This window comes from Myxococcaceae bacterium JPH2, assembly GCA_016458225.1.
Classification (GTDB): Bacteria; Myxococcota; Myxococcia; order Myxococcales; family Myxococcaceae; genus Citreicoccus.
In genome coordinates this window covers 885,573-899,528 of record JAEMGR010000005.1, presented here as the reverse complement: position 1 = coordinate 899,528, position 13,956 = coordinate 885,573, and the positions used below count along the sequence as shown (strand labels likewise).

8 protein-coding genes and 2 pseudogenes are annotated in these 13,956 nt (G+C 67.9%); 7 read left to right on the top strand and 3 right to left on the bottom strand.

Features of this window, described 5'->3' with window-relative positions:
- Window positions 1–8 precede the first annotated feature (8 nt).
- Entirely contained in the window at window positions 9–1,604 is a 1,596-nt protein-coding gene (locus tag JGU66_12460) for a DUF1501 domain-containing protein (protein MBJ6761579.1), read from the top strand.
- 124 nt (window positions 1,605–1,728) lie between these two features.
- Window positions 1,729–2,136, top strand: coding sequence for a hypothetical protein (locus JGU66_12455; protein MBJ6761578.1), 408 nt, complete (start codon window positions 1,729–1,731; stop codon window positions 2,134–2,136).
- Between the two features lie 25 nt (window positions 2,137–2,161).
- On the opposite strand, the gene JGU66_12450 is transcribed toward JGU66_12455, so the two are convergent.
- Window positions 2,162–4,630 (bottom strand): penicillin acylase family protein, encoded by a 2,469-nt coding sequence (locus tag JGU66_12450; GenBank protein MBJ6761577.1) that lies wholly within the window; start codon window positions 4,628–4,630, stop codon window positions 2,162–2,164.
- A gap of 239 nt (window positions 4,631–4,869) precedes the next feature.
- On the opposite strand from JGU66_12450, the gene JGU66_12445 reads away from it, so the two are divergent.
- Window positions 4,870–6,357 (top strand): hypothetical protein, encoded by a 1,488-nt coding sequence (locus JGU66_12445; GenBank protein ID MBJ6761576.1) that lies wholly within the window; start codon window positions 4,870–4,872, stop codon window positions 6,355–6,357.
- 15 nt (window positions 6,358–6,372) lie between these two features.
- On the opposite strand, the gene JGU66_12440 is transcribed toward JGU66_12445, so the two are convergent.
- The gene (locus JGU66_12440; protein ID MBJ6761575.1) at window positions 6,373–7,257 is read right to left on the bottom strand and encodes a hypothetical protein; all 885 of its coding nucleotides are present in this window, start codon (window positions 7,255–7,257) and stop codon (window positions 6,373–6,375) included.
- A 922-nt stretch (window positions 7,258–8,179) separates the two neighbouring features.
- On the opposite strand from JGU66_12440, the pseudogene JGU66_12435 reads away from it, so the two are divergent.
- The 4 genes and pseudogenes from JGU66_12435 (at window position 8,180) to JGU66_12420 (ending at window position 12,724) form a co-directional block, all read left to right on the top strand.
- Window positions 8,180–9,805 (top strand): annotated as a pseudogene (locus JGU66_12435) (hypothetical protein).
- A 27-nt stretch (window positions 9,806–9,832) separates the two neighbouring features.
- Window positions 9,833–10,293: pseudogene (locus JGU66_12430) on the top strand (hypothetical protein).
- Window positions 10,294–10,459: 166 nt separating this feature from the next.
- Window positions 10,460–11,473 (top strand): hypothetical protein, encoded by a 1,014-nt coding sequence (locus tag JGU66_12425; GenBank protein MBJ6761574.1) that lies wholly within the window; start codon window positions 10,460–10,462, stop codon window positions 11,471–11,473.
- A gap of 123 nt (window positions 11,474–11,596) precedes the next feature.
- A complete protein-coding gene (locus JGU66_12420; GenBank protein MBJ6761573.1) occupies window positions 11,597–12,724 on the top strand; it encodes a peptidylprolyl isomerase in 1,128 nt (375 codons plus the stop codon).
- Between the two features lie 83 nt (window positions 12,725–12,807).
- Here the strand turns inward: JGU66_12420 and JGU66_12415 are convergent, their stop codons facing one another.
- Window positions 12,808–13,839 carry a hypothetical protein gene (locus JGU66_12415; GenBank protein MBJ6761572.1) on the bottom strand — a complete coding sequence of 344 codons (1,032 nt, stop codon included), beginning with the start codon at window positions 13,837–13,839 and terminating at the stop codon, window positions 12,808–12,810.
- Window positions 13,840–13,956 lie beyond the last annotated feature (117 nt).

Here is a 13,956-nt window from a genome sequence, read left to right as displayed (position 1 = left end):
AGGCAACCGTGAAGCTCTCTCGTCGCAGGTTGTTCGAGCTGGCCTTCGGGGCCGCTCATGTCGGGCTGATGGCGCGCTATGGCTTGTCCTCGGCTCGCGCGGCCGTGCCCGCCTCGGGCCGCCCCACCAAGATGCTGGGCATCTGGATGGATGGCGGACTCCATTGGGAGTCATTCTTCTCGCCGCTGACTCGCAACGGCATCACCAAGTTCATCCCCCTGGCGCAGGGGGGACTCATTCCCTTTGGCTATCTGCCCGACCAGGTCCAGAACTTCGATCGCTCCCCCGCGGACCTGGACGCGCCGGGGCCGGTGCGCAAGCTCCGCGGGCCCATCTACTGGAACTGGGACAGCCCCTCGGACACGCGGGGCACGAACCCCCTCGCGCAGGGGCAGCAAGTCTTCCGGCCCTGGGGCTACGCGTGGGCCGACCCCAAATACAAACTCTACGAGAAGGCCACGCTGCTCGTGGGCGCGGACCAGAACACGGCCGCGCACGCCAGCGGCATCGTCGCGAGCATGTGCGGCGTGGCGGGCGCGACATTCCGCTCGCCCTCGGTGCAGGCCGTCATCGCCAACGCGATGGCCAGCCGCTTCCCGGATCGCCCCATCCCCAACGTCAGCCTGCGCGGCATGCAGCCTTCGGCGCTGGGCCTGCCCGCGCGGGCCAATCCCACGGTGCTCGGCTCGCCGTCCTCCGTGGAGCCCACGCTGTCCGACAAGCGCGACAGCGCCTGGAAGGGGCTGCGGACGCGGCATGACATCCCGAACCTCGGCTACGACGGCTCATCGCAGTCGGGCACCGTGCCCGCGAGCGTGGTGGATGAGGCGCTCCTGGACGTGCTGCGCGCGGAGCATCAAATCTCCACCACCGGCACGGACGCGATGCTCGAGCAGCTCTATGAGGCCTACAAGGGCGAGAGCCGCACCATCCGCCGGGACATCCTCTCGGTGCTCGCCACCACGCCGACGTGGGAGAAGCTCAAGGCCGACCCTGCCTATCCGGTGAACTGGGACGCCTGCATCGGCTCCGCGGACTCGTGCGGCCAAGGCGCGTCGATGGGGGCGTACGACTTCGCCTTGCAGTTGTTGAAGTCGGACCTGGTGACGTCCGTGAACATGCGGGCCTCCAGCTTCAACAACTTCACCTTCGACACGCACAGCGCCAACGGCGTGTCCATGCACACCAACCACCTGCGCATCGCGCTGGAGATGGCGGGGCGGCTGTGCATCGAGATGAGCCTGACGCCGAGCCGCTCCGACCCGAGCCGCACGCTGTTGGATGAGACGCTCGTCTACATCTACAGCGACTTCGGGCGGACGTTCCCCAAGCACGGCAGCGACCACCACCCCGCGACGTGCGCGCTGCTCGTGGGCGGTGGCATCCAGGGCAACCAGATGCTGGGCGGCTATGACGAGACGATGGACGGCTCGCCCATGGGGGCGCCGGTGACGCTCGTGGAGGAGTCCGGGGACAAGGTGACGCGCGCGCCGCGCTCGCAGGACATCGCCGCCACCGTGCTGCGCTCCTTCGGGCTCGAGCCGGGCAAGGACTTCTTCATCCCGGGTGGCTACGGCGTCTTCGACGGAGTGGTGCGGAGCTGACACGAGGGGCCTCGGGAATCCGAGGCCCCTTCACAATTCCGAGGCGCGTTCGCGACCGCGCCTCGGTCCTCGCGTGGGAATCCAAGGGTTTGTCCCCGGTACGCGGCTTGCCTTTCGTGCGTGCATGAATCGACTGCGAGGAATCGTGGGGTGTGTGGCGGTGGTCGCGCTGGGGTGTGGAACCGGTGAGAAGGACTCCGCGGAGAAGTGCGCGGCCGTCCGGTGCGCGCCCTGCGCTCCAGCCCTGTCGGTGCGCTTCAAGGGCGTGGAGGGGCGCGGGGCTCCCGAGGTGACGCTGTCCACCCAGGAGCTGAAATGCCAACCGGATGGACTGACCACGGTCTGCACGACGACGGCGGCGCGCACTGGAAAGTATGCCTTTGACGTCAGCGCGCCGGGCTATGTGTCCGAGCGCGTGGAGACCGAGGTCCGGGTGGAGTTGATGCCGCTCATGCCGGAGCAGTCGGCGTGCTGCACCTGTGGCTACACGGCGGTGTCGCTGGACGTCCAGCTCCGCGCGCCCATCAAGTGAGTCGATGGACGCGCGGGCGGAGTCCTTACTCGGACAGCCGCTGTGACGTCAGGTGGGGATCCGCGCGGATCTCCTCCGGCCGGAAGGGCAGGCGGTTCCACTTGCGCTTCGCCCAGAGCTGCTCGACCTGGTCCATGAAGTAGGGCGACGCCGGGTTCGCGGACTGCCCATACAAGAGGACCGCGTCCGCCACGGGGCCGTGGTCATCCCACGTCACCATCTGCACGATGCTCGCGCCGTACTCCGGGACGTAGCCCTCCGTGCTCAGGCCCGTGGGGCTGCTCAGCGTGGGGTTGGCCTGGAACACGTTGAAGACCTCGGCGCCGCCGCCGAGCGGAATCTTCCGGTCGCCCACGCGGGTGAACTGCACCTCGCCCCACGGCCTGCGCAGCGGGACGCCCGCGTCGAGGAGTGACTGGGTCGCCCTCGCCAGTCCGAGCTGGAGCAGCGTGCGGACCGCGGGCTGCGACACCTTCAACTGGCGCGGCGTGTGGAGGGGATCCGCCACGTCATATGGCAACTCCCAGAGGTTCGCGTCCTGGTGGCCCAGGTAGAACAGCTCGAAGAAGACCTGGGCATACAGCTCCAGGAAGAGGTGGGGGCCCACGCTCTCGGCGTTGTTGTGCCGGTCCCAGCTCGTGAGCACGGCGCAGGCCTCGCGGACGTCCACGGTGGGGCCGTCGGGGATGGCCACGGTGGTGAGGTCGCGGCATGTCTCCGTGAGCGCGTCGGCCAGGAGGTCGGCGACGAGGCTGCGGTTGCCCAGCTTGGGGAACTCGGGTGAGCCCACCAGGATGGCCTCCATGGCCTGGAGGTTGAAGCGCGTGCCGGGCAGGCCATCGCGTCCCGCCAGCCGGTCTTGAATCTGGAGCAGGCCCTGCCGCGCGCGCAGGCCCAGGTCTTCCTTCTCATCGCCCGCCAGCCACGAGTAGCCGGTGAGCGGCTGGGCCGGATTCGCGTACCAGTGGCTGTTGTTCATGTTGGCCACGTAGTCGGAGCGGATGAGGCTCGGGTGCTGCGCGGCGGGCAGGGTGGCGGGCTGGCTCGGGTCGCTGCCCTGGGTCTCCCAATCACACGCGGACGTGGCGCCATCCATCACGAGCGCGCGCGAGGCCCAGGCCGCCTGGGCGAAGGGTGACTGCGTGCAGGCCGCCAGCCGCGCGGCGCTGACATTGGGCTTCACGGAGAAGTCCCCATACAGCGCATGCCCCGCCGAGTCCGCCGCGATGGTGTTGACCCACGGGATGCCCATCACCCCCTCGATGCGGGCCTTCAGGTCCTCCACCGACTGCGCCTGTCCCATCCTCAGCCACTGCTCGATGACCCGCTGATTGCCCAGGTTCACGTCCTCGAGCGCGTAGGCTTGCGTCGGGCTCCAATCCACGCCGTCGCTCGGGCTCATGACGATGGGGCCGTACTTCGTCGTGTAGAGCGTTCGGACTCGCGGCTCGATGGCGCCCGAGGCCGTCTTCACGTCCACCTGGAGGGTCCGCGCCGTCATCGCGCGTGGCTGGCCGTCGACCACGTAGGATGTCGGGGTGCCGGGCGTCAGCGTCAGCTCGCGGAGCGCGTGGTGGATGCTGGTGGACACGGTGTGGGTCCAGGCCACCTTCGCGTTGAAGCCAATCATGACCATGGGAATCCCTCCCATCGCCGCGCCCATGACGTCCAGCTGGCCAGGGACGGTCAAGTGCATCTGGTACAAGCGATTGATGCCGCGCCAGGGCCAGTGCGGATTGGCGAAGACCAGCCCTCGGCCGTTGTCGGTGGCGTCCTTGCCAAACCCATAACCGTTGCTGCCCACCGGGCGTCCCCAGGGCGTGACGGGGGCGGGCAGTCCCACCCGGACGCTCGCCGCGCGAGTCGTGGCCGTAGGCTTCCCTGTCGCCGTGGCGGGGGGCTGCGCGGTGGCGATGCTCGTCACGAAGTCCGCGCCGGACAGGTACGTGGCCACGTGCTGCCAGAGCAGGTAGAGGTCATCCTCGGTGATGGGCCGCACCCAGGCCGCGCCCGCGCAGTCGCCAGGGAGGTGCGCGACGCCCGTCTTCTTCAGATACCGATTGAAGCCCGCCACATAGCCCGCGGCCAGGTCTCTCACCTCGTGGGGCGCGTCCTTGTAGCGCGCGGAGATGGCGCCCGGGTCGAAATAGGATTTGAAATAGAAATCCGCGTCGAGGTTCGTCACCTGTCGGTCCGAGGCCGCGACGACCATCCCGTCCGGACCGAAGTACTTCGAGCGCTCGCCTCGCAGCTTGAGGACTTCCTCGGCGAGGAGGCAGAAGTTGTCCTCGGCATAGGCATACCCGATGCCGTAGCCCAGGCCCTTGAAGTTCTTGGCGGCGATATGGGGAATGCCAAACGACGTGCGCTGCACCGTCACATCGAACTTCGGCTCGTCGGGTTCCTGCGGCTTGCCCTCGTGGCCGCAGCCCATCAGCAGCGCGGTCGCGAACGTCACGAGCGCGCCTGAGAGCCGTACAGACTCAAGCGTCATGGAGATTCCTTGGATGATCGGAGTTGGAGCGGCCCGCTCGCCCGGTTGAACACCCTCCCCTCAGGGAGCTGTTACTCGCTGGAATCCCGAAGGACCCGGGCGCTCACGATTGACCCCCGACGCTCGATTCCTGACGCCGAGTTCACGTGAATCTTGCAGTTGCTGGGAAACAAGTGGCGTGCCTGGCCCGAAAACCCAGACACGGTCTTGAACCGAATTTCTATCCAAGGGGGAAATCCATGTCGCCACGCGTCGATCGCAGCGGTCCACGTCCCATCGAGTCCACCGTCAGCAAGCAGGACACGGCGCAGCCGCGCGCTGTCACGGGGCAGGAGGTCCGCACGCTGCAGCGCCAGCGCAACCAGGATGGCTTCCAGCCCGCGACGCGGGGGATGACGGCGGCGGCGAAGCTGGGCGGCGCGCAGCCGGCCACCGCGCCGGTGGCGCCCGCCACGTTGACGCGCTCGGAGATGGAGTCCGCGCAGCAGGCCATCGCGCTGGCGAGTGACGGCCGTGACGCGACCGCCGTCACGGATTGGCTCAAGGCCAACCCGGACCCGGCCAAGCAGGCCGCGTTCATGGACTTGATGTTCCAGTATGGACCGGTGGCGGGGGAGGTCCTCAATCACACCGAGCGGTTGGGCGAGGCGGACCGCAAGCTCTTGGCGGGCGCGCTGGACAACGCCTACCGCTCGGGTGCGGTGACGGCGGATGAGCTGGCGAGGAGCGTGGCGGAGGGTGGGCGGGGCGCGGTGCTCGGTGAGTCGCACGAGGCGCTGGGGGACCTGGTCGCGAGCACGGGCAACCCGGACCTCATCGAGGCGTATGCCAAGCGCGAGCTGGCCATCTCGGGTGCGCAGGGCACGTATGACCCGCAGCGCGCCACGGCGGCCGCGGCGGCGTTGGCGGGGCTACCGCCCGAGCGGCTCCAGGCGTTCCTGAAGGACAACCCGGACGCGGTGGGCGTGCTGACGAAGAACATCAACGCGGATGTGGATGCGAAGTTCTCGCCCGCGTTGGGGAAGCTGTTGGACGCGGCCAGCCGCATCCAGCCGGCCACGCCCGAGTCGGTGAAGCTGTTCACGGACACCATCGACAAGATTGGCGAGAACGTGGACACGCGCGCGGCGGCGTCGCGCTTCTTCACGCAGCACGCGGACGCGGTGCTGAGCTCGCTGAAGGACGCCTCGGGTTCGCTGGGCATCGAGGGCCAGAAGAAGATGTCGGAGTTCTTCACGCGCACGCTCTTCTCGCCGCCCGCGCACGAGGGCCAGGACGCGCTCCGTCAGACGGTGATGACGAAGCTGGGCGACATGCAGAAGGACCTGGAGCGGCACGCGAACGAGAACCCGCCGTCCACGGACTCGAAGCGCGAGGCGCGGCTCATGGGCAGCCTGGTGGGCGCGCTCGAGGGTGGCTTCCAGATCGCAGTGGAGGAACTCAACCAGCGCAACGAAGCGACGAAGGGCATGGTGGACCTGCTCTTCTCGGCGAAGGGGTTGCTGCCGGACATGCCGCTGCCGGGCGCGGGCAAGCTCAAGGACCTCACCATCGACGCCATCCAGGACTGGGTGACGAAGCGCCTCCAGGAGAAGGCGGCGGATCCGCAGGACGCCATCCCCTTCCACCACGCCTTCGCCGAGCTCATCTCCAACCCGGACCTGCGCACGGACTACGACGCAGCCCGCACCACGGCCTTCGTCAACCGCCAGCGCGGTCTCGCCTGAGCGAGGCGCGAGCCCTCACTCGGAATCCAAGTCGTCGGGGTCATGGTCCAGTCGGGCCATGAACGACAGCGCGGGGGCGCCCTGCGCGCCCAGTCGCCCCAGCGCCTCCGCGAGTCCCGCGCCGTCCAGCGCGGCTCGTTGGAGTTCCGCCCCCGAGCCCCAGGTGATGTCTCCGATGTGCAGCAGGAACCCATCGGAGAGGAGCGAGAAGGTGTGCTCCGCGTCATCGGATGGAGCGATCAGCGTCCGAGGCAGTGCGCATGGAGTCTCGTCCAGCTCTCGGCTCGGGCAGCAGCCCAGGCCCAGGTTGGGGGACTCCGGGAGCAAGGCGGTCTGAAGGCAGAGCATGAAGAGCGCGTGGACATCGCCGTTCTCAGTGCGCTCGCGGGTTGCGTGGAGGAGCGCCGCGACATCGGGCGGCTCGCGCACGAGTCGGTGCAAGGTCTCCGCGCTGAACTGGAGAATCGCGGGCGGGGGGCTCAACTCTTCGAGCTGCCGAACACGCAACAGCCCGTGCACGAGCTGGTGATAGCGATGGGCTCGGACGCCATCCTCGCCAACACCCAGCCAGGTTGCGCGCGCCTCGCGGTCCTCGCTGAGTATCTGTTCCAATGCGTCCGGAGCGGGCCGGGTGCGTACAGCGTCGAGCGCGCGCTCGAAGCCCGGGCGCTCGTGCATGAAGAAGTCGAGCAAGAGGGATGCCTCGCCCGTGGCCTCGAAGGCGCGGGTGGCTGCAATGAGCGCTCCCAGTCGAGCGGGATCCGCCTCGAAGAGGAAGTGATGCGCCTCGCCCCGCGCAGTGAAGGGCCAGATGCGCCACGCCTCGCCTTGCCACGCGAGGAATGCCTCCGCGAGTGAGTTCCCGAGCGCGTCCGAGCGCAGCGTCTTCGTATCCAACACGGCAGCCTCCCTGGTACGACCTACAGCGGGGCCGCCATCGCATCAAGACTGAGTTCTCGGGGCCCGAGGGGCTCAGCGCAGCGCCTTGCTTCGCGTGCACTTCATTCTCCAGGGCTCAGCAGGTGCACTCCTGTCGTGTCCGAAGCCCGCCACTGTGTCGCTAAGACAGTTCACAGCGGCTCCGCTTGGGATGCTCGACGTCGTGAAAGAGGGGCCGTGGTTCGTGGTCCGCCACTGCTTGTGTGCCTTCCCGTTGCCCGATTTACCCTTCATGTCCAGTCCTTGACGGGATGACAGTCAGGTCAGCCCGGCTCGGTAGGACCTTGCTTCCGGTCCGGGGTGCCGAACCAGTCATGGGAGGCAGGGATGCTCGGGAGGATGAGGCTGGCGGTGGTGCCGCTGTTGCTATTGCCGGTCGTCTGTTGGGCGGAGGAGTTCGAGGAACCGGAGCTCGCGCGGGCTGCAATCCCCGACTCTGAAGGCTGGCACTCGCTGACCCGGCTGGACGTCATGACTTCTGCGCAGATGCCGCGTCGAGGCGGGAGCAACGCAGAGGGGTTCTTGGTGTTCGAACCCACCCTGGTCATCGACGGCGGTTCAGAGGTTGGCGTCAAGCTGGGCGCCCCTTGCGACTGCGGCTGTGGGGTGGTGAGTCCGGTGTTGGGCTCCTTCGGAAAGAGGACTGGGACAGTCTGTCTGACTGGGGCAGTGGGTTCGGGCCTTCAAACTGGGCTCTGACTCGGCACCACTGGGGGCATGGTTGGGCGGCTTGGAGGGTTACAGCCTGCTATCCGGGCACCTCGTCAGGCGTTACTCCAACAGGGTCAATCCGAACTACCACCCCGTTGGTGGGTTCCTCACCGGGACACTGGGCCCCTTCTATTTGGAGGTCTTTGCCTCGGACGTGCTGGGGGCTCGTCTCATGGGCACTGAGGTCGAACTGGACATTGAGCACGTTCTCTTCGGGCAGCCGAGGCTGCCGTCGCGGTACACGCTGGCCAAAGCCACTGTCGGGACGCAGGACATTGCGCGTGATGGCTTGCCTGTCGTGGCGTTCCCAGAGCCTGTGCAGGCACCCCCTGCTCCGAGTCCGCCGGAGCGATTGAGGCATCATCAATCCTTGCGCTCCTCGCGTACGGAGGTGACTCAGCCAGACTTGGCCGTCGTCGCCATTCGGGCCATCACTGGCGAGGAGGCTCAGGTCGATGGCTTTGATCGCCTGTTGAGGCTCGCCGGTCTGGAACCCCGAGACGAACTGCCGCTGCCGGGGGGCCCGCTCACGCCCCATCAGGCGGCGCGACTGTTGGCGCTGCTGATGAACAAGCGGCTGACGATGGGCAATTTCCCATCCCGAATGGGAGCAAGCCTCCTGCTGCGCGAGGTGCTGGTGCGGGGCACGGTGTCTCGGGAGGAATTGCTCAGCCGGGTGGACCGCTTCAAGGCGCGGCGGGTGGTGGTGCTGCGGCCGGATGGCTATCTCGCATGGGTCTACACCGGGCGCACACAACAGCGCGTGGCTCCTGTGGTGTGGCGGGACGGGGCCTTCCGAGCCATGGGCTTTGAATTGGGGCACTTCTACGTTGTGGAGGGAGACCTCTTCCTGCCCGTGGACGAGCGGCTGCGAGTGGTGGACTCGCGCCCGCTGGCAAAGGTCTACGATGACGCGGACCTCGTCAGTCGTTCATTGGATGGTGCGCAGGAGGCCTTCTTCGAGTTGGCCATGGCCATCGGGAAGTTCTTCACCCACCCGTCGGACAGCTTGCTGTCGCTGAAGAACCTGCCTGCGAGCGTGGCGGCTCTCATCGACTCCTCGCTGGAGTACCTGGCGCGTTTCCAGGCCATGACGCGCGGAGAGCGGATCCAAGCTGTCGCGAAGCTGGTGACTGCACTCTCCGCGGCTGGTGGTGCCTCGAAAGGAACGACGGGTGCGGTGGCCGCGGCGATGGGAGGGGCCGATGCCATGGTGCCCGTGCTGTCCCTCTCCGCACAGGGGGCGCTGGTGCTCGAGCGCAGCGCGGTGCCAACGGGGCAACTGGCTACCGTGGTGGGGGCTGGGGCTGGCGCCTTGGTTGTCCTCAACCACGCAGGAGGGGGCGAGGTCGCTTCTCGACCCAAGGGGAGTCTGACGGGGCGCAAGACTCCCCATGAAGTGGGAGACGAAGACCCTGACAACATCAAGGCGATAGACCGTGAGAGTGAATCGGCCGTCACCCTCGCGGAGAACGGCTACCATGTGGAACAGAATCCCGGTCGAAAACCCAATGGCAAGAGGCCCGACTAGCGGCTCAACGGTGAGTATGCGGATTGCTACTCCCCCAATGGGCAAAGGGTCCGCAACATGTGGGACTATGTGAAGAGGATGAAGGTGGACCCAGGTCAGGCCGACCGTATCGTCTTGAACTTGGACGATCGCCCCGGGACGATTGAGGAGGCGAGGCACCAGTTCGTCACATGGCCCATCGAGGGGTTGAAGAGGTGTTCATCGTCAAAGGCGGGGAGGTGGTTCTGGTTTCCCTGGGAGTGTCTGGGGTTGAGGCGGGTGGTTTGATGTCTCGGGGTGGTGCGAGGGTTGAGTATGGGGATTGAGAACAGTCTCGAGCTGGCGACGGACATGACGCCAGCGCAGGCGCTGCGCCTCATTGCCGAGCGGCTTGGCTTGGCGTGGGGGGTGACGCGCAGCTGGTTGGGCCTGCTTTGTCGATCCATGCGGCCAGGTTGGACGAGGAGGGCCGCTCGTTGTTCGCGCGGGACTTCCGGTTCAGGCCGGATGTGTCCATCGGCTTCCGACTCAGTCCTGGCGTCGAGGGCTACGCCGAGGGCCACCGGCTGATGGTGCGCTCAACGTTGCTGCTGCTGGACCACGGTCGCGACGGGGGGCTGCTCTTCAATGGGGAGAAGATTCTCTTGCAGCGAATCGACGGGGCGCTCGTGCTCAATGCCGATTACGGAAATTGGACGCGAGGCTTCCAACTGGAGCGAGAGATTTCGGTTCCGCATGAGATTCGCTCGTTGGCGTCCCCGCTGCTCCAGCCGTAGGCCTGTCAGAAGCGAGGCGCATGCCTGGGTTGCTGCACCGCGTTAGAGCTGGGTTCTCGGAGAATAAGGACTTCCGCGCAACTGATCGCCCGGCGCTCCGATAATCCTTTCAATCGCAGCGCCCTTCCAAATCCTTTCCCCGCCCCCGAGCCGAGGGAGACCTTCCATGAGCCTCATCGACCGCGCCCGCAAGACCGTCAGCAACACCCTCCACCAGGTCGCCAAGGATCCGCTCGCGGCTGGGAAGAAGGCCGGGGAGCAGCTCAAGAAGGGCTACGACACCTACAAGAAGGTCTCCACGGCGACCAAGGACGTCTTCGAGAACGTTCGCGGCCTGCGCGCCGATGGGTTTCGCACCACCCTGCGCAACAACATCGACAAGGTGGTGTCCAAGGCGACCGACCCGAAGACCAAGCTCGACCTGAAGGGCAAGCTGGGCATCGCGGGCGGCGTCTTCGGCACCATCACCAGCGCCGCCAAGCTGCCCAAGCAGATTGGCACCGCCGCCTCCGACATCCGCAACGCGGTGCGCAGCGGCAGCCGCCAGGATTGGGACAAGGCCGTGGGCTCGGTCGCCGCCGCGGGCAAGGGCGTCGTCTCCACCGTCAAGGGCGGCCTCGACATCGCCCGCGACGCCCACAAGTTCGGCAGCGCCTACAAGGCCGCCAGCGGCGCCTTCAAGGCCGCCGTCCCGGGCGCGGGCCCCAAGCTGGCGCGCGCCGCCGCCAAGGCCGCCGCCAAGGGCGCCTTCGAGGGCGCGGGCCGCACCGCCGTGCGCGCCGGTGTCCGCACCGCCGTGGATGGCGCCGTGAGGGCCGGTGGCACGGCCGTGCGCACCGCCGCGGGCACCGCGACCCGCGCCGCCGCTCGCGCCGCGCTGAACGAGGGAGGCAAGGCCGCCGCTCGCGCCGCCACCACCGCCGCGGCTCGCGCCGCCGCGGGTCCGCTGGCCAAGGCCGCGGGCCGCTTCGCCCCGGGCGCCAACGTCGCCATCGCCGCCTTCGACGTGGCCAGCGCCTACTCCGCCGTGCGCGACCCCAAGGCCAGCACCACCAAGAAGGTCACCAGCGTCATCACCGCCGTGGGCTCCGTCGCCGCCGCCACCAACATCCCGGTGGTCAGCCAGATCGGCGCCGGCGTCTCCGCCGTCTCCAGCTTCGTGGGCGGGCTCTTCGGGTAGTCCTTCATCCCGGGAACTTCTGGGTATTGTCGCCGGAGGGCCCTATTCTGGTAGGCACCGTTGAGTCGCTCTCGCTTCAATCCCGTCTGGGATCACGGTCGCTATCTGCCAGGAGGCCCCCCGGTGGCCAGCAGTGACAAGAAGAACGCCTCGAAGAAGCCGTCTCCTGTTCCCGCCGCGGCCCGTGGGACTCCGCCGCCCGCGGAGTCCCCGGTGCGGCAGCTGGTGCAGCGCCTCCCCGTCGCCACGGGCCTCCAGGGCGTGTCGAACCTGCCGGAGGTGAAGGCGCCCTCGCTGGAGCACCTGGACATCACCGTCCCCGCTCCCGAGGACCTCACGGAGGAGGACCTGCTGCAGCGCTTCCACGAGCTGGCGCGCGCGCAGGCCCAGTCCCGTCCCCGCGAGGAAGGCGAGCCCGTCGCCATGGGGGACGAGGTGCAGCTCGACATCCTCGGCTATGCCAATGGCCAGCTCATCCCGCTGAGCACGCGGCTGGGCTTCTGGATGGAGCTGGCGCCGCAGGCCATGCTGCCCGGCTTCGCGGAGGTCATCGCCGAGGCCGAGGTGGGTGACAGCCTGGAGGTGGGCGTCACGCTGCCGGACGAGTACCCGGCCGAGCAGCTTCGCGGCAAGCCCGCGCGCTTCATCGTGGACGTGCGCGCCGCCCGCGAGGTGACGATGCCCGACACCGAGTCCGATGCCTTCCTCAAGGCCCTGGGACGCGGGGACTCGCACGAGGCCGTGATGGACTCCATCGTGGACGAGATGGAGCAGGAGATGGCGGACCTCCTGTGGGTGGACGCGCAGGCCCTGGTGCTGGACACGGTGGTGTCGCGCGCGGACGTGACGGTGTCCAAGGCGCTGGTGGACGAGGAGATCCGCCGCCGCTGGTCGCAGCTCGAGGGCGAGTCGCTGGCGCTCAAGCAGTTCAGCCTGGCGGAGCAGCAGGAGGCGCTCGACGGGTGGCTGCATCACCCGGGCATCCGCGAGGACGTGGAGCGGCGCCTCAAGATTGCCCTGGTGCTTCGCGCCATCGCCAGCCGGGACAAGCTGGAGCTGACGCCGGAGAAGACGCTGGAGCTCTTGAGCGAGTCCTCCGAGCCCTTCGGCATCACCCCCGCGCAGCTCCGCGAGTCGCTCACCGACCCCACCGCCGCCTCGCAGATGCGGGACGTGGCGTGGCACCTGCTCGCGGTGGAGCACGTCATGTCTCACGCCCGCGTGAAGTTCGAGGGCGCCGAGAACGCGTGACGCCCGGGCCCCGGCACATGACCGGAGCCCGAGCCAACCCGTGACGCGCTCGTGGGCTCACCTGCCCCGCGAGCGCGACGGAATCACTCGCTCCAGTACGTCTCGGCCATCACGCCGAAGCCGGTCGCGGGGTCCACGAAGAACGCCATGTTGTGGCCGCTCCACGGATCCTCGGCGTAGCGGAAGTAGCAGCCCTTGAACGAGCGCCCCTGGGTCTGCTGGGTCAGGTTGTTCATGCCCGCCGTGATGAGCGCGGGCGAGACCGGGTGCATGTGGTGGGCGTAGTTCACCGTGTCCCCGATGACCGTGTTCACCTCGGCCGCGGTGGCCAGGGTGGCGCGCATGGAGGGCAGGTTGTTCGGGTACCCCGGGATGTCGACGGGGTCGATGCCGAAGCACTCCTGCACGTCGACGCGGCTGTAGTAGTCGCGGTTGTGCAGCGTGCCCCACCAGTCGAAGTGGCGGTACACCCGTCCGTAGAAGTCCCCACGGGGCGTGGCTGCAATGGCGGCCACCAGGTCCTCGAACGGCTTGCTCAGCGTGGCGGCGTTGCGCAGGGCGCGCATGCTCACCGTGGCGATGCCCGTCACGTTCCCGATGGCGTCCACGTTGGTGAAGGGGCGCTGGGTGAGCAGGTTCACCGCGCCGTTCCACGCGTTGGGCAGCACCTCGTGCAGCTCGGTGGAGCTGATGCTGTTCACCAGCGCCACGATGGCGGCCGCGTCATCCGCCGAGACGGCCAGCTCGTCCACGATGCCCACGCAGCTCGCCGTGATGAAGCTCTCCGCGCGCGCGCCGCCTTCAATCTGCTCGAGCCGCGCCGGGCCCACCAGCCGCACCGCCGCCACTTCCGCCAGCGTCGCGAAGGGGGCCGTGGTGCGCCGGGCCACCAGGTTGCTCGCCACGTCGCTCGGCAGGTACGCGTCCAGCGTCTGGAACGAGGCGGTGTTGACGAAGTTGATGATGCCCTGACACTCCGGGGCCACGTCCACGTCGGTGGACGTCAGCGGCGCCTCCTGGCGCGCGGTGTTTTCAGATGAAGGCTCGGGGGCGACGGAACCGCCGCAACCCGCGAGCATGCTCACGGCAAGAATGGCTGAGCCAAGACGACGCATCGAGGACTCCTCATGGGGGGCACTGCGAAAAGCAGAGGCTCCATACACCAATAGCGAGTGTTTCGGACAGAACCCGACCTGCTGAGTGTTCACGAAGTCGGCACTTGCAAGGAGATG

Coding starts and splice junctions, on each gene's coding strand:
- JGU66_12455 (MBJ6761578.1), top strand. CDS start 1,729: ATGAATCGACTGCGAGGAATCGTGGGGTGTGTGGCGGTGGTCGCGCTG.
- JGU66_12445 (MBJ6761576.1), top strand. CDS start 4,870: ATGTCGCCACGCGTCGATCGCAGCGGTCCACGTCCCATCGAGTCCACC.
- JGU66_12425 (MBJ6761574.1), top strand. CDS start 10,460: ATGAGCCTCATCGACCGCGCCCGCAAGACCGTCAGCAACACCCTCCAC.
- JGU66_12450 (MBJ6761577.1), bottom strand. CDS start 4,630: ATGACGCTTGAGTCTGTACGGCTCTCAGGCGCGCTCGTGACGTTCGCG.
- JGU66_12415 (MBJ6761572.1), bottom strand. CDS start 13,839: ATGCGTCGTCTTGGCTCAGCCATTCTTGCCGTGAGCATGCTCGCGGGT.